Below are 16,029 nucleotides of genomic sequence, written 5' to 3'. Positions count from 1 at the left end.
CCCATGAGCAACACCCAACAACGCATCGACGCCCTCGTCAAATCCAGCGACATCCTGCTGTTCATGAAGGGCAGCGCCAGCTTCCCCATGTGCGGTTTTTCGGGCCGCGCGATCCAGATCCTCAAGGCCTGCGGCGTGGACCCCAAGAGCGTGGTCACCGTCAACGTGCTCGAAGACGACGAAATCCGCCAGGGCATCAAGGAATACAGCAACTGGCCCACGATTCCGCAGCTGTACGTGAAGGGTGAGTTCATCGGCGGCTCGGACATCATGATGGAGATGTACGAGTCGGGCGAACTCAAGCAGGTGCTGGGCACCGAAGGCTGATCGACACGGCCATTGCACCACCCGCCATCAGGCCGCCTTCGGGCGGCCTTTTTGTTTGCCTGCAACAGCTGCACCAATCGGGGGCTTTTCCGGTGGAGCAGCGGGCATGTTGTGTGCTTGAATGGTTGCGTGACGTAACCATCACAGGAGCATGCAATGACCAGCCATAGCCTTGTTCCCCAGTCCCCCGCCCTGCGCCTGCCGGTGGCCCAGATGCGCAATGTGTTCCATCCGGGTGATGTGGAACGCAAGCTGGCCCGGTTGCAAGAGTCCGGCAATCAGCGCGAATACGAAACCCTGCGCACCGTGTACGAACGCATGCTGGAGCGTGGCCCGGAGCGTTTTCAGGTCAAACCCTCGGGCGTGCCCGACATGGCCAGCCTGTACGAGCAGCTGCCCAACTTCACCGAGGTGCTGGACGATGTGAAGCGCCATGTGGCGCTGGCGCAGGACAGCAGTGATGGCCTGGAGGTCACGCCCATGCTGCTGCTGGGCCCGCCCGGTATCGGCAAGACGCACTTTGCACGCCACCTGGCCGAGCTGCTGGGCACGGGCATGAACCTGCTGCCGATGAGTTCCATGACCGCTGGCTGGTTGCTGTCGGGGTCGTCGGCGCAATGGAAAGGAGCCCGCCCGGGCAAGGTGTTCGAGGCCCTGGTGGAGGGCGAGTATGCCAACCCGGTCATCGTGGTGGACGAGATCGACAAGGCCAGCACCGATGCGCAGTATGACCCACTGGGCGCGCTGTACAGCCTGCTCGAATACGACACCGCCCAGAGCTTTACCGATGAGTTTGCCGAGGTGGCCATCGACGCGAGCCAGGTGATCTGGATCACCACGGCCAACGACACGCGTGGCATTCCCGACCCCATCCTGAACCGCATGAACGTGTTCGAGGTGGAGGCGCCCACGCTGGAGCAGGCGCGCACCATCGCCCGCAACCTGTACGTCGGCATCCGCGCGGGGCATGACTGGGGCCGCCTGCTGGACCCGGAACCCCTGGACGACGTGCTGGACCACCTGGCCCAGATGCCGCCGCGCGAAATGCGCAGGGCACTGATGACGGGCTTTGGCAATGCGCGGCTGGACCGGCGCAGCACGGTGGAGATTACCGATCTGCCCAAGGCGGCCTCGGGCCGCAGCCGCATCGGCTTCGTGCAGTAGCGGCTGCCCGTGGTTGCCGGCCGCCTTCACGGGCGGTGCGCAGCCGGTGTCCGCCCGCAGGGCGCGCAGATACACTCGGGTGGCCGCTGTGCCCTAGCCTGCGCCGCCCGTCCCTCCCATGACCCTGTCCCAAAGCCTCTTCGTCATCGGGCTGCTGATTGCAGCCAGTGCCTTCTTCTCCATGGCCGAGATCTCGCTCGCGGCCGCCCGCCGCCTGCGGCTGCGGCAGATGGCCGACGAAGGCGATGCACGCGCAGACCGCGTGCTGCGCATGCAGGAGCAGCCGGGAGACTATTTCACGGTGGTGCAGGTGGGCCAGAACGCCGTGGCCATCCTGGGCGGTATCGTGGGCGAGGGGGCGCTGAGCCCCCATTTCACCGCGCTGCTCAGGCTGTGGCTGTCCGAATCGACCGCAGAGAAGGCGGGGTTCCTGGTGTCCTTCCTGGTCATCACCTCGCTGTTCATCCTGTTTGCCGACCTGTTCCCCAAGCGCCTGGGCATGGCCGAGCCCGAGCGGCTGGTGGTGCGCCTGGCGCAGCCCATGGCCTGGTGCACCACGCTGCTGCGCCCACTGGTGTGGTTCTACAGCCGCGGGGCAGATGCGCTGTTCCGCGTGCTGGGGCTGTCGTCGCTGCGCGACGACCGCATCACCTCCGACGACATCCTGGCAATGATGGAGGCCGGTGCCCGTGCCGGGGTGCTGGCCGCGCGGGAGCAGCAGGTCATCACCAATGTGTTCGAGCTGGACACACGCACCGTGTCCAGCGCCATGTCGCCGCGCGACCGGGTGGCCTTCTTCCTGCGCGATGAGCCCGACTCCGTCATCCGGCTGCGCATTGCGGCCGAGCCCTTTTCGACCTACCCCGTGTGCGAGGGCGACATCGACCATGTGGTGGGTTATGTGGACGCCAAGGACCTGTTCCAGCGCGTGCTGAACAACCAGCCCATTTCGCTGGCCGACGACAGCCTGGTGCGCAAGGTGCTCATCGTGCCCGACCGGCTCACCCTGTCCGAGGTGCTGGAGCAGTTCCGCCAGGTACACGAGGACTTTGCCGTCATCGTGAACGAATACAGCCTGGTGGTGGGAGTCGTGACCCTGAACGACGTGATGAGCACGGTGATGGGCGATCTGGTGGGCCCCGCAGACGAAGAACAGATCGTGCGGCGCGATGAGGACTCGTGGCTCATCGACGGCGTCACCTCCATTGAGGACGTGCTGCACGCGCTGTCGCTCGACGAACTGCCGCACACCGGGGAGTACGAAACCCTGGCAGGTTTCCTGATGGTGATGTTGCGCCGCGTACCGCGCCGCACCGACAGCGTGAGCTGGGGCGGCTATAAATTCGAGGTGCTGGATGTGGACAGCTACCGCATCGACCAAGTCATGGTCTCACGCTTGAGCCCCACCGGCAGCAATAGCAGCAGCCCGCCTGCGGCTCAGGCGTAACCCCGTCAGGCGGCAGGCGCTGTGGGCCTGTCAATGAACGCCCAGTTGCGCTGGGCGCCAAACACCGCATCGGGGTAGGGCGAGCGGCCACGGCTGCCGTTGTAGCGCCCCAGGGCCATGAAAAGATCGCCCTGCTCGCGGTCGATATAGTGGCGCAGGATCACGCAGCCAAAACGCAGGTTGGTCTGCATGTGGAACAGCTTGCTGGCATCGCCATCGCCGATCACCCGCGTCCAGAACGGCATGACCTGCATGTAGCCCCTCGCGCCCACGCTGGACACGGCAAACTTGCGGAACCCACTCTCCACCTGGATGAGCCCAAGGACCAGCGATACATCGAGCCCCGCACGTTTGGACTCGTACCAGACCGTCTGCAGAAAATCGCGCCGCACCTCCCACTCGGGCTTGCGGCGGCGCAGCCGGTCGCTCTGGGTACCCAGCCAGCGCAGGTAGTGCAGACGGGCTTCGGTGGTGAAGAACTCGGGCTCGGGTGGTGCCTGGTTGGCAATAGCCGAACTAAGCGCCGTGCGCACGGAGTCCATCAGGGGCTCTTCAAGCTGCCCCCCCGCATGTGCCGCCTGCGGCGCGGCCAGCCAGGCTGCAGGTGCCGCGATCGAGGCTGCTGAAACCAGGCACGTGCGCCGCGAGAGGCCAGCCACCGCAACGGGGCGGGCCGTGGGGGATGCGTTGGCGCTCCGCTCCTCGCTCATGCTCATACCACCATGCGGCCCTTCACATGGGCCAGGATGTCAGCCACCGCCACCTTGGTCGCGGCCGTGTCACGGCGGTGCTGGTACTCGACCACACCTTCCTTGAGGCTCTTGTCGCCAATGGTCACGCGGTGCGGCACACCGATCAGCTCCCAGTCGGCAAACATGGCGCCGGGGCGCTCGCCACGGTCGTCCAGGATCACATCCACACCGGCGGCCAGCAGGTCGGCATAAAGCTGCTCGGCCGCAGCCTTGACGGCCTCGCTGCGGTCCATGCCCACGGGGCAGACCACCACCGTGAAAGGTGCGATCGCGTCGGGCCAGATGATGCCGCGCTCGTCGTGGTTCTGCTCGATGGCGGCGGCGGGCAGGCGCGTGACGCCAATACCGTAGCAGCCCATCTCAAAGAAAGCGGGCTTGCCATCGTCACCCAGGAAGGTGGCATTCATGCCCTTGCTGTACTTGGTGCCCAGGTAGAACACATGGCCCACTTCGATGCCGCGCTCGATGGCCAACTCGCCCTTGCCATCGGGGGAGCGGTCGCCCGCCACCACATTGCGCAGGTCGGCCACGGCATCGGGCTCGGGCAGGTCGCGGCCCCAGTTCACGCCGGTGATATGGAAATCCACCTCGTTGGCGCCGCAGATCCAGTCGGCCATGACGGCCACCTCACGGTCCACCACAATCTTGAGCGGCTTTTGAAGGCCGATGGGGCCCAGGTAGCCGGGCTTGCAGCCAAAGTGGTCCTCGATCTCGGAGAGCGTGGCAAACCGGAAACCCGCCAAGCCGGGCACCTTGCCGACCTTGATCTCGTTCATGTCATGGTCGCCACGCAGCAGCAGCAGCCAGACCTGGCTCTTGACGATCTCGCCGGCCTCGTTGGTTTCGTCCGTGGCCAGGACCAGCGACTTCACGGTGGTGCTCAAAGGCACGCCCAGCAGCTCGGCCACGTCGGCGCAGGTGCTCTTGCCAGGCGTCGGCGTCTTTTCCATGGCCTTGGCGGGCGCTGGGCGTGGACCGGCAGGCGCCAGGGCCTCGGCCTTTTCCATGTTGGCGGCGTAATCGCTCTGCGGGCAGTAGACGATGGCGTCTTCACCCGTGGCGGCGATCACCTGGAACTCTTCGGACAGGTCGCCACCGATGGCACCGCTGTCGGCCGCCACGGCACGGTAGGTCAGGCCGAAGCGGTCAAAAATGCGGCGGTAGGCCTGGGCCATCACCTGGTAGCTGGCCTTGGCGGCCGCCTGATCGCGGTCGAAGCTGTAGGCGTCCTTCATGATGAACTCGCGGCCGCGCATGAGGCCAAAGCGTGGGCGGCGCTCATCGCGGAACTTGGTCTGGATCTGGTAGAAGTTCTTCGGCAGCTGCTTGTAGCTCTTGAGTTCCTGGCGCGCGATGTCAGTGATCACTTCTTCGCTGGTGGGCTGCACCACGAAGTCGCGGCCATGGCGGTCCTGGATGCGCAGCAGCTCGGGGCCCATCTTGTCAAAGCGGCCTGTTTCCTGCCACAGCTCGGCAGGTTGCACCACGGGCATGGTCAGCTCCACGGCGCCCGCGCGGTTCATCTCTTCGCGCACGATGGCTTCCACCTTGCGGATCACGCGCAGGCCCAGAGGCATGTAGTTATAGATGCCAGCGCCCAGCTTCTTGATCAGCCCTGCCCGCATCATGAGTTTGTGGCTGACCACTTCTGCGTCGGCCGGGGCTTCCTTGAGGGTGGAGATAAAGAATTGGGAGGCTTTCATCGGGATCGATTTCGGGCGGATCAGAGCAGTCCACTTGCTGCGCGCTAGGCGCCGTGCATAATGGACACAGTTTAAAAATTTGGGGTTTGATTATGCTTGACCGGGACGGCTTTCGGCCGAACGTCGGCATCATCCTGCTCAACCAGAGAAACCAGGTGTTCTGGGGCAAGCGCATACGCACCCACAGCTGGCAGTTTCCGCAGGGTGGCATTGACCGGGGCGAAACCCCCGAGCAAGCCATGTTCCGGGAGCTGCACGAAGAGGTGGGATTATTGCCTGACCACGTGCGCGTGGTGGCCCGCACACGGGACTGGTTGCGCTATGAGGTGCCTGACCGGTACATCCGCCGCGACGCGCGCGGACATTACAAGGGCCAGAAACAAATCTGGTATCTGCTCCAACTGGTGGGCCACGACTGGGACTTGAATCTCCGAGCGACCAACCACCCCGAGTTCGATGCCTGGCGCTGGAATGACTACTGGGTGCCTCTGGACGTGGTCGTCGAGTTCAAGCGGGGGGTCTATGAAATGGCCCTGACCGAGCTGGCACGCTACCTGCCTCGGCATGAACAGCGCAACCGCTACTTGCGCAGCGGCATGCGGACACGAGAAGGTGAGCATACGGGGACGGGCATGTACCGCACGGGGTCCATGCTGATCAACCCGGGCATGGAACTCCCCCCTGGCGCCAGTTTTGACCCCGACCCGCAAAACAGCATGCCGGGTGAACTGGACGGGATTCCACCGCTGACCACCACACCCCGCTGATCTCCGCGTCCATCAACAAAAATGCCTGCAATGAGCAGGCATTTTTTATGGCTTGGGCGACTGTGCGCACAACGCTAAAGCAATCCGGCAATCACGCGCCCACGGCCAGCACCAGGTTGTCCCGGTGCACCATCTCCGGCTCGGCCACATAGCCCAGCAGTTTTTCAAATTCGGTCGAAGGCTTGCGACACAGAAGGCGCGCTTCGGCGGCCGCATAGTTGGCCAAGCCCCGCGCGATCTCGACCCCGGAGGCATCCCGCACAGCAATCACGTCGCCGCGCGAGAAGTCCCCTTCGACCGCCGTCATGCCAATCGGCAGCAGGCTCTTGCCTTCGTCGCGCACCTTGGCAGCAGCCCCGGCATCCACCACCACGGAGCCGCGCAGCTGCAGGTGGTCCGCCATCCATTGCTTGCGCGCTTGTTTTTTCTGGGTTTGTGCAACCAGCAGGGTCCCCAGAGGCTCGCCCTTGACCAAGCGCAGCAGCACATCAGGCTCCCGCCCCCAGGCGATCACGGTGGACGCGCCCGAGCCTGCGGCACGCTTGGCCGCCAGTATCTTGGTGATCATGCCGCCCTTGCCGATGCTCGACCCCGCGCCTCCGGCCATGGCCTCCAGGGCCAGATCCCCTGCCTTGGCTTCGTGCACGAATTGCGCTGCAGGGTCCCGGCGCGGGTCGGCGGTGTACAGCCCTTTTTGGTCCGTGAGGATGATCAGCGCATCGGCCTCGACCAGATTGGCCACCAGCGCCCCTAGGGTGTCGTTGTCGCCAAACTTGATTTCGTCGTTGACGACCGTGTCGTTCTCATTGATCACCGGCACCACGCCCAGGCGCAGCAGCGTGAGCAAGGTGGAGCGCGCGTTCAGGTAGCGCTCGCGGTCAGCCAGGTCGGCGTGGGTGAGCAGCACCTGGGCGCTGCCCATGCCCTCTTCGCGCAACTTGGTTTCGTACATTTGCGCCAAGCCCATCTGCCCCACGGCGGCGGCGGCCTGCAGCTCGTGGATTTCCTGCGGTCGTGTGGTCCAGCCAAGGCGCTTCATGCCCTCGGCGATCGCGCCGCTGGACACCATCACGACCTCACGCGCCACCCCGCCATCGCCGCGCACCAAGGCCGCCAGTTGGCGGCTCCATTCACCGATGGCCGTTTCATCCAGGCCACGACCTTCATTGGTCACAAGGCTGGAGCCCACCTTGACCACGATGCGGCGGGCATCTCGCAATACGCTGGAAACCATTGTTTGAATCATTTTTGGCTACTACCGCGCACCCATCAAGCGCTAGCAGCTATTAAAAATATAGCAATCAGGCAAAAGACCCAGAAGCCTCTTGCATCACGCGGGCGCGTCTCCAGCAAAACGGGGATCGACTTCCACGGGCTCGTTTTCCGTTCGCTGCTCCGACTGCACATGGCGGAAGATCGCATGGATCAGAGACTCGCAGCCCTCGCGCGTCAGCGCAGAAATCTCAAACACCGGCCCCTTCCACTTGAAGCGTTTCACAAAATCTTTGACACGCGCCTCGCGCTCGTCGTCCGGCACCATGTCCAGTTTGTTCAGCACCAGCCAGCGGGGTTTGTTGTAAAGCTGCTGGTCGTACTTCTTCAGCTCGTTGACGATGGCCTTGGCCTGCGCCACCGGGTCCACCGCATCATCGAACGGCGCCAGATCGACGATGTGCAAGAGCAGGCGGGTGCGCTGCAGGTGGCGCAGGAACTGGTGGCCCAGTCCCGCCCCCTCCGACGCGCCTTCGATCAGGCCAGGGATGTCTGCCACCACAAAACTTTGCTCGGGCCCCACGCGCACCACACCCAGATTCGGGTGCAGGGTGGTAAAGGGGTAGTCCGCAATCTTGGGACGCGCATTGGAAACCGCCGTGATGAAGGTGGACTTGCCAGCATTCGGCATGCCCAGCAGACCCACATCGGCCAGCACCTTCAGCTCCAGCTTGAGGTTCTTTTTTTCACCCGGCCAGCCCGGCGTCTTCTGGCGGGGCGCACGGTTGATGGCGCTCTTGAAGCGCAGGTTGCCAAACCCGCCATCCCCGCCCTTGGCGATGGTGATCACTTCGCCCGGGGTGAGCAACTCATACAGCACCTCCCCCGTTTCCGCGTCGGTGATGATGGTGCCCACGGGCATTTTCAAGGTGATGTCGGCCCCTGCGGCGCCGAACATGTCCGAGCCCATGCCATGCTCACCGCGCTTGGCCTCGTGCCGGCGCGAGTAGCGAAAGTCCACCAGGGTGTTCAGGTTGGGGTCGGCAACAGCAAACACATGCCCGCCCCGCCCCCCGTCACCGCCATTGGGTCCGCCAAATTCCTTGTATTTTTCGTGCCGAAACGACACGCAGCCATTGCCGCCGTCACCGGCTGCAATGTCAATAAAGGCTTCATCGACGAACTTCATGGAATATCCAGTTTACAAAAGGGCCGCCGTGCAAACCGGCAACCAACCGCCGATTGTGGCGGAACAGCGGAACGCCTTCCAGGCGCCGCAGGCAGATGGCATGCGAGAGCCACCCGTACAGACCAAACAACAAAGCCCCGGCAAAGCGGGGCTTCGTTGCTTGCCGGAGGAAAAATCCTCAGGCGGGAGTCACATTGACCGTGGACTTGGACAATGCACCCTTGGTGCCAAACGACACATGGCCGTCCACCAGGGCGAACAAGGTGTGGTCCTTGCCGACGCCAACGTTGGTGCCAGGGTGGAAACGTGTGCCACGCTGGCGCACGATGATCGAGCCAGCGCTGATCAATTCACCACCGAACGCCTTGACACCCAGCATCTTTGGCTTGGAGTCGCGCCCGTTTCGCGTAGAGCCGCCGCCTTTTTTCTGTGCCATGACTTAGCTCCTTCGCTTAAGCAGCAATCGCACCGATTTGCAGTTCGGTGAACTGCTGGCGATGGCCTTGGCGTTTCTGATAGTGCTTGCGACGGCGCATCTTGAAGATGTGCACCTTGTCGTGCTTGCCGTGGGCCACAACAGTGGCTTTCACGGTTGCGCCGGACACCAGGGGCGTACCAACCTTGAGTTCAGCGCCGTTGCCGACAGCCAGAACCTGGTCGATCACGATCTCCTGGCCTACGTCCGCAGCAATCTGTTCTACTTTAATTTTTTCGCCGGAAGCAACGCGATACTGCTTGCCGCCGGTTTTTATGACCGCGTACATGTTGACCTCTTGATATGAGTTCCGCAGACGGATTTCTGCAGAGCCAGAGATTGTAGCGCATCACGCATCGCAGGTCCAGCCCTCTTGAAGCCTGGCGCAACGCGCGCCAGTCAGACAGCGATGGCCCCTGTCAGGTCTTCCTATAATCCGGGCACTTTCTGTGACCGCCATCTTGACTGACCATACCGCCCCCGCAGCCTCTCCCCTCACGCTCGTTGCCCAGGACATGCACGAGGTCGACAAGGTCATTGAGCGGCGCCTGACGTCCAGCGTGCCGCTGGTTGCCCAGATATCGCAGTACATCATCGCTGCTGGCGGCAAGCGGCTGCGGCCTGCGCTGCTGCTGATGGTATGCGGCGCCCTGGGCTACCGCGGCGACCACCGGTTCAGCCTCGCAGCGGTGGTCGAGCTGATTCACACGGCCACGCTGCTGCACGATGACGTGGTGGACGCCTCCACACTGCGCCGGGGACGCCCTACGGCCAATGAGACATTCGGCAACCCCGCCAGCGTGCTTGTAGGGGACTTCCTGCACACCCGCTCCTTCCAGATGATGGTGGAAGCGGGAAGCATGCGGATCATGGAAATCCTCTCCGAAGCCACCAACGTGATCGCCGAGGGGGAGGTGCTTCAGCTCATGAACATGCACGACGCCTCCCTGGATGAGGCGGGCTACCTGCGCGTGATCCGCTCCAAAACCGCCAAGCTGTTCGAAGCCAGCGCCAGACTGGGAGCTGTGTTGGCCAACAGCACATCTGAGATCGAGGAAGCATGCTCCACCTACGGACAAGCTCTCGGCACTGCTTTTCAGATCATTGATGACGTCCTTGACTACGACGGTGACGCAGCTGAAATGGGCAAGAACCTGGGGGACGACCTCCGGGAGGGGAAGTCCACGCTGCCATTGATTGCTGCCATGGAGCGAGGCACCCCCAGCCAAGCACTCATTGTTCGCCGAGCCATCGAACAGGGATCAACAGAACAGTTGAGCGAAATCATCCAAATCGTCCGCGCCACTGGCGCCCTGGACGTTACTCGGGCAGCTGCATTTGCAGAGGCCCGTCGGGCCATGGCCGCCGCTGAGCAGCTTCCCGCCAATGCCTATGCAAAGGGCTTGCTAGAATTGGCCGCTCAGTTGCTCGCGCGGCGCAACTGAGGTGCGCATTACACCCGCAGATGGGTGCTATGCAATCAACGGGGTGTAGCTTAGCCTGGTAGAGCGCTACGTTCGGGACGTAGAGGCCGGAGGTTCGAATCCTCTCACCCCGACCATAAATCCACCACCCAAACACACATTCGCGCTGCCTGTGGCGCAGTTACCAATATCCAGCGCTGTACACCCCCTGCGCAATCGGTGATGATAGGATGGTTTCTTTTCCAAACCTAACACATTACCGGTTACATGGCCGCTGTTGATACTGTCCCTAAAGAAGCCTCTGCAGTCGCCCTCCCCGGACTGGGTCGGGCGTTGATGTCTGCCGGCAAGCTGACGCAAAAGTCAGCCGAGGACATTTACAAAAAATCACAAATCAGCCGCACCAGTTTTATCGCCGAATTGACAGGTTCTGGTGCGGTATCGGCGGCCGATTTGGCGCACACGGTTTCTGCCGTCTTTGGCGCACCACTGCTTGATCTGGATGCAATTGATCCATTGCGCCTGCCCAAGGAACTGCTGGACAACAAAATCTGCCAAGCTTATCGCGTTGTAGTGCTCAGCAAGCGCAACAACCGGCTGATTGTTGCGACTGCAGATCCCACCGATCAAGAAGCTGCAGAAAAAATCAAATTTACCACCCAGATGGGGGTGGATTGGATTATCGCCGAGTATGACAAACTGAGTCGCCTGGTAGATGTGACCTCCAAATCCACCAGCGAGTCCATGGAAACGCTGGTGAGTGGAGGCGGTGATTTCGAGTTTGACGATGTCTCGATTGAAGACGCCCCCGAGGAAGCCGATACTGGCATCACAGAGGTCGAAGACGCACCTATCGTCAAGTTCCTTCACAAGATGCTATTGGATGCCTTCAATATGCGGGCATCCGATTTGCACTTTGAACCCTATGAACATCAGTATCGTGTCCGCTTCCGAATTGATGGGGAGTTGCGCGAAATAGCATCACCCCCGATTGCGATCAAGGACAAGCTGGCTTCGCGCATCAAAGTGATTTCGCGCCTGGACATCTCGGAAAAGCGGGTTCCGCAAGATGGTCGGATGAAGCTGAAGGTCGGCCCCGACAGAGTCATTGATTTCCGCGTCAGCACGTTGCCCACCTTGTTTGGTGAAAAAATTGTGATCCGTATTCTGGATCCGAGCAGTGCAAAACTGGGCATTGACGCATTGGGGTACGAGCCTGTCGAGAAGGAGCGACTTCTTCAGGCCATTGGTCGCCCCTACGGCATGATCTTGGTGACTGGGCCCACGGGCTCTGGCAAGACCGTTTCTCTTTATACCTGCCTGAATCTGCTCAACAAGCCGGGCGTCAATATTGCGACCGCCGAAGACCCTTCTGAAATCAATCTGCCTGGCGTCAACCAGGTCAATGTGAATGAGAAGGCCGGCCTGACATTTGCAGTCGCGCTCAAATCCTTTCTCCGCCAGGATCCCGACATCATCATGGTGGGGGAAATCCGGGACTTGGAGACTGCCGACATCTCGATCAAGGCGGCCCAGACCGGTCACTTGGTCCTGTCCACCCTGCACACCAACGACGCACCCACGACGCTGACACGCATGCGCAATATGGGCATAGCGCCCTTCAATATCGCATCCAGCGTGATCTTGATCACGGCACAGCGACTGGCGCGCAGGCTCTGCCCAGCCTGCAAGACACCTGCTGATATTCCCCACGAAACGCTCGTGGAGGCAGGGTACAAAGAAGAGGACCTCGATGGCTCTTGGGTCACCTACCGCCCTGTTGGCTGTTCTGCCTGCAACAACGGGTACAAAGGCCGGGTAGGTATATACCAGGTCATGCCAGTGTCTGAAGATATACAGCGCATCATTCTTCGCGATGGAAGTGCCCTGGAAATTGCGGAGCAAGCCCGGGCTGAAGGTGTGCGTTCGCTGCGCGAATCCGGACTCCACAAAGCCAAGCTCGGCCTGACCTCTCTCGAAGAGGTTTTGGCAGTTACCAACGAATAGCACCCACTGACGAGGGCAGTATGGCTACCGTAGCATCAAAAAGAGATATCAAGGATTTTGTCTTCGAGTGGGAGGGCAAAGACCGCCATGGAAAAATCGTGCGTGGGGAAATCCGTGCGGTGGGAGAAAATCAGGTTCAGGCCACCTTGCGACGCCAAGGCGTTTTCCCGACAAAGATCAAAAAACGCCGGATGCGTTCTGGCAAGAAAATCAAGCCCAAAGACATTGCGCTTTTCACCAGGCAGCTGGCAACCATGATGAAGGCTGGTGTTCCTCTGTTGCAGGCTTTCGATATTGTTGGAAGAGGCAACACCAATGCCAGCGTTACCAAATTATTGAACGATATTCGTGCAGACATTGAGACAGGCACATCGCTGAATGGGGCCTTCCGCAAGTATCCAATGTATTTTGACAGCCTCTACTGCAATTTGGTCGAGGCGGGGGAAGCTGCGGGTATTCTGGAAGCGCTTCTGGATCGACTCGCCACCTACATGGAGAAAACTGAGGCCATCAAGTCGAAAATCAAATCGGCCTTGATGTACCCGATATCCGTGATCATTGTTGCCTTTGTCGTTGTAACAGTGATCATGATTTTTGTGATTCCCGCATTCAAAGAGGTCTTCACGTCATTCGGCGCAGATTTACCCGCCCCTACACTGTTTGTGATGGCTATCAGCGAGATTTTCGTGAAGTGGTGGTGGTTGATTTTTGGCGTTATAGGCGGTGGCTTTTTCTTCTTCATGCAGGCGTGGCGACGCAATGAAAAGATGCAAATGTTCATGGATCGCCTGCTGCTGCGCATGCCCATTTTCGGAGCACTTATCGACAAGTCTTGCGTTGCACGCTGGACCCGGACCCTGGCCACCATGTTCGCGGCAGGCGTTCCCTTGGTCGAAGCGCTGGACTCGGTAGGAGGCGCCGCAGGGAACTCCGTTTATTCCATGGCCACCGACAAGATTCAGCAGGAAGTCTCCACCGGCACCAGCCTGACCGCCGCGATGGGCAATGCCAATATCTTCCCGTCCATGGTGCTGCAAATGTGCGCCATCGGGGAAGAATCCGGCTCCATTGACCACATGCTCGGCAAGGCGGCCGATTTCTACGAGTCGGAAGTGGACGACATGGTGGCTGGCCTGTCCAGTCTGATGGAACCCATCATCATCGTGTTCCTGGGCACCTTGATTGGCGGAATCGTGGTTTCCATGTACCTGCCCATCTTCAAGCTCGGTCAGGTCGTGTAATGGAGTTCGAGGTGTGGGGGGGCGCCTGCCTGGGCGGCGTCTTGGGCTTGCTGATCGGCAGTTTTCTGAACGTGGTCATTTACCGGTTGCCCAAGATGATGGAGCAGCAGTGGGCGGCGGAGTTGGCCCAGTTGGAGGCAGAGAAACAGGGCAAGGAGCCTCCTGCAGGCACGCAGGCCCCCTTCAACCTGATGACCCCGCGGTCACGCTGCCCCGCTTGCGGACATGTGGTTCAGTGGTATGAAAATGTCCCCGTCCTGAGTTATCTCTTTTTACGGGGCCGCTGCTCGGCCTGCAAAGCACCGATCAGCGCCCGCTACCCGTTGGTCGAGTTGCTCACCGGGGCGCTGTTCTTCTTCTGCATATACCGCTGGGGGGTGACCCCTGTCGGTTTTGCGTGGTGCGGCTTTTCCGCAGCACTCGTGGCCTTGGCATTCATCGACTGGGACACCACCCTGTTGCCGGACGATATCACCCTGCCTTTGCTCTGGGCGGGCTTGCTCTCGGCGGCATTCCAGTGGACGAACGTCCCGCTGCACGCATCCGTGACAGGAGCTGCGGCCGGTTACCTGTCGTTGTGGCTGGTGTATTGGGGCTTCAAGCTGGCCACGGGCAAGGAGGGCATGGGGTATGGCGACTTCAAGCTGTTCGCGGCACTCGGCGCCTGGTTTGGATGGCAGGCGCTGGTGCCCATCATTTTGATGTCGTCGATCATTGGCGCCGTCATCGGTATCGCGATGAAAATTTTCAGCAGCTTGCGCGAAGGGGGCTACATACCGTTTGGTCCCTTCCTCGTGGGTGCAGGGCTGACGGCGATGGTGTTTGGCCCCAATGCCATCCTCAACACCGTGTTGAATCTCCTGGGCCTGTAGCCCCTTCCCGACCATGGCAAACAAAAGGTGCCCGGTGCGCCTGGGCCTGACCGGCGGCATTGGGAGTGGCAAAAGCACCGTGGGCGGCATGTTCGCCTCGCTGGGCGCCACGATGATCGACGCAGACCAGATAGCGCGCGCGGTTACCGGCCCCGGCGGGGATGCCATGGACGCCATCCGCAGCACATTCGGTGCGGCCTTCGTGGATGCCTCAGGGGCGCTGGACCGCTCGCGCATGCGCGAGCTGGCCTTCAACCAGCCTGAGGCACGCACGCAGCTGGAGGCCATCGTGCACCCGCTGGTAACCCGCCACAGCCTTGTGCAGACGCAACAGGCCATTGCGGCAGGTTCCCGCCTGATCGTGCACGATATTCCGCTGCTGACGGAGTCCGGCCGGTGGGCCCGCCAGCTGGATGCCGTGGTGGTGGTGGACTGCCCTGTGGAGACCCAGATTGAGCGTGTCATGCACCGCAGTGGCCTCGCCCCTGACGTGGTGCGGGGCATCATTGCATCGCAGGCCACCCGGCACGCGCGCCGTGCGGTCGCCGATATCGTGATTGCCAACGGGCCCCACAACACCTTGCCCGCATTGCAGGCCCAGGTGCGGCAGGTAGCCGCCTTGTTCGGGCTATGATGCACAAGAGCCCCAGGAACCCGCCAGCGTGATCCTTTACGAATACCCCTTTAACGAGCGTCTCAGAACCTATCTGCGGCTTGAGCAGTTGTTCCGCCGGTTGGGGGAGTTGATCCCCCGCGCCCATGCACTCGACCACCACTTTGCGCTGGTCACGATCTTCGAGATCATGGATGTGGCAGCCCGGGCCGACCTGAAGTCGGACGTGCTCAAGGACATCGAAAAACACAAGCACCAGCTCGACAGCTACCGTGGCAACCCTTCCATCTCCGAGGCCGCGCTGGATGCAGTGATCGCCCAGCTCGACCGGTGCTTCACCGCACTGAATGGGCAAAATGGAAAGTCAGGCCATGCACTGACCGAGAACGACTGGCTGATGAGCATCCGCAGCCGCATCGGCATTCCCGGCGGCACCTGCGGGTTCGATCTGCCGGCCTACTATGCATGGCAACACCACGCCCCCGACGTGCGGCAGCAGGCGCTGGAGCAATGGGCGTCCACGCTCGCGCCACTGGCCGAATCGATTTATGTGCTGCTCAAGCTGCTGCGCGATTCGGGTGTCCCCCAGAAGGTGGCAGCAGAACGTGGCCAGTTCCAGCAGAACCTGCCGCAAGGCCGCACCTTCCAGCTGCTGCGGCTGCGCATGGACCCGGGCCTGAACCTGATTCCCGAGATCAGCGGAAACCGGCTGATTGTTTCGGTGCGGCTCATGCGGCTCGAAGGGGATGGCCGCCTGCACGCCTGCAACGAGGATGCAGCGTTTGAACTCACGCTGTGCGCCTGAGTCCGGATACTTTCAGTGAACCATCCTGGTG

16 protein-coding genes and 1 tRNA gene are annotated in these 16,029 nt (G+C 61.6%); 11 read left to right on the top strand and 6 right to left on the bottom strand.

Translation table 11 applies throughout. The features are described 5' to 3' along the window. Positions 1-3: 3 nt before the first annotated feature. From grxD to paeA, 3 genes are all read left to right on the top strand, one after another. Positions 4-327 (top strand): Grx4 family monothiol glutaredoxin, encoded by a 324-nt coding sequence (gene grxD, locus AC07Z7_RS03175; protein WP_291467405.1) that lies wholly within the window; start codon positions 4-6, stop codon positions 325-327. A 156-nt stretch (positions 328-483) separates the two neighbouring features. Continuing rightward, a complete protein-coding gene (locus tag AC07Z7_RS03170; protein ID WP_291467404.1) occupies positions 484-1,491 on the top strand; it encodes an AAA family ATPase in 1,008 nt (335 codons plus the stop codon). Positions 1,492-1,609: 118 nt separating this feature from the next. Continuing rightward, a complete protein-coding gene (gene paeA / locus AC07Z7_RS03165) occupies positions 1,610-2,938 on the top strand; it encodes a polyamine export protein PaeA (RefSeq protein WP_494765291.1) in 1,329 nt (442 codons plus the stop codon). Between the two features lie 5 nt (positions 2,939-2,943). Here the strand turns inward: paeA and AC07Z7_RS03160 are convergent, their stop codons facing one another. Together AC07Z7_RS03160 and AC07Z7_RS03155 are read right to left on the bottom strand one after the other, a co-directional pair. Then, the gene (locus AC07Z7_RS03160) at positions 2,944-3,648 is read right to left on the bottom strand and encodes a lytic transglycosylase domain-containing protein (RefSeq protein WP_494765290.1); all 705 of its coding nucleotides are present in this window, start codon (positions 3,646-3,648) and stop codon (positions 2,944-2,946) included. Positions 3,649-3,650: 2 nt separating this feature from the next. Beyond that, entirely contained in the window at positions 3,651-5,393 is a 1,743-nt protein-coding gene (locus AC07Z7_RS03155; RefSeq protein ID WP_494765289.1) for a proline--tRNA ligase, read from the bottom strand. A 92-nt stretch (positions 5,394-5,485) separates the two neighbouring features. Between AC07Z7_RS03155 and AC07Z7_RS03150 the strand changes: the two genes are divergently transcribed. Further along, positions 5,486-6,160 (top strand): RNA pyrophosphohydrolase, encoded by a 675-nt coding sequence (locus AC07Z7_RS03150; RefSeq protein WP_494765288.1) that lies wholly within the window; start codon positions 5,486-5,488, stop codon positions 6,158-6,160. A 91-nt stretch (positions 6,161-6,251) separates the two neighbouring features. Here the strand turns inward: AC07Z7_RS03150 and proB are convergent, their stop codons facing one another. The 4 genes from proB to rplU all read right to left on the bottom strand — a co-directional run bounded on the left by proB (position 6,252) and on the right by rplU (position 9,325). Beyond that, positions 6,252-7,394, bottom strand: coding sequence for a glutamate 5-kinase (gene proB, locus AC07Z7_RS03145; RefSeq protein ID WP_494765287.1), 1,143 nt, complete (start codon positions 7,392-7,394; stop codon positions 6,252-6,254). 96 nt (positions 7,395-7,490) lie between these two features. Then, the gene (cgtA, locus tag AC07Z7_RS03140) at positions 7,491-8,561 is read right to left on the bottom strand and encodes an Obg family GTPase CgtA (RefSeq protein WP_094286588.1); all 1,071 of its coding nucleotides are present in this window, start codon (positions 8,559-8,561) and stop codon (positions 7,491-7,493) included. A 178-nt stretch (positions 8,562-8,739) separates the two neighbouring features. Beyond that, a complete protein-coding gene (rpmA, locus tag AC07Z7_RS03135) occupies positions 8,740-8,997 on the bottom strand; it encodes a 50S ribosomal protein L27 (protein ID WP_005794180.1) in 258 nt (85 codons plus the stop codon). 16 nt (positions 8,998-9,013) lie between these two features. Then, the gene (gene rplU, locus AC07Z7_RS03130) at positions 9,014-9,325 is read right to left on the bottom strand and encodes a 50S ribosomal protein L21 (protein ID WP_005794184.1); all 312 of its coding nucleotides are present in this window, start codon (positions 9,323-9,325) and stop codon (positions 9,014-9,016) included. A 226-nt stretch (positions 9,326-9,551) separates the two neighbouring features. On the opposite strand from rplU, the gene AC07Z7_RS03125 reads away from it, so the two are divergent. From AC07Z7_RS03125 to zapD, 7 genes are all read left to right on the top strand, one after another. Next, entirely contained in the window at positions 9,552-10,481 is a 930-nt protein-coding gene (locus tag AC07Z7_RS03125) for a polyprenyl synthetase family protein (RefSeq protein ID WP_494765357.1), read from the top strand. 39 nt (positions 10,482-10,520) lie between these two features. Then, positions 10,521-10,597 (top strand) — tRNA-Pro (locus AC07Z7_RS03120). A 130-nt stretch (positions 10,598-10,727) separates the two neighbouring features. Continuing rightward, positions 10,728-12,467, top strand: coding sequence for a type IV-A pilus assembly ATPase PilB (gene pilB, locus AC07Z7_RS03115; protein ID WP_494765286.1), 1,740 nt, complete (start codon positions 10,728-10,730; stop codon positions 12,465-12,467). 20 nt (positions 12,468-12,487) lie between these two features. Further along, positions 12,488-13,708 carry a type II secretion system F family protein gene (locus tag AC07Z7_RS03110; RefSeq protein ID WP_494765285.1) on the top strand — a complete coding sequence of 407 codons (1,221 nt, stop codon included), beginning with the start codon at positions 12,488-12,490 and terminating at the stop codon, positions 13,706-13,708. Further along, entirely contained in the window at positions 13,708-14,580 is an 873-nt protein-coding gene (locus tag AC07Z7_RS03105) for a prepilin peptidase (RefSeq protein ID WP_494765284.1), read from the top strand. The genes AC07Z7_RS03110 and AC07Z7_RS03105 overlap by 1 nt, the downstream gene beginning before the upstream one ends. A 13-nt stretch (positions 14,581-14,593) precedes the next feature. Next, positions 14,594-15,214: a dephospho-CoA kinase gene (gene coaE, locus AC07Z7_RS03100; protein ID WP_494765283.1), complete on the top strand. Its 621-nt coding sequence runs from the start codon at positions 14,594-14,596 to the stop codon at positions 15,212-15,214. A 28-nt stretch (positions 15,215-15,242) separates the two neighbouring features. Further along, positions 15,243-15,998 carry a cell division protein ZapD gene (gene zapD / locus AC07Z7_RS03095; RefSeq protein WP_094286576.1) on the top strand — a complete coding sequence of 252 codons (756 nt, stop codon included), beginning with the start codon at positions 15,243-15,245 and terminating at the stop codon, positions 15,996-15,998. Positions 15,999-16,029 lie beyond the last annotated feature (31 nt).

It is taken from the genome of Acidovorax sp. GW101-11A03 (assembly GCF_059424825.1).
This window is presented reverse-complemented; position numbering and strand designations above follow the sequence as displayed.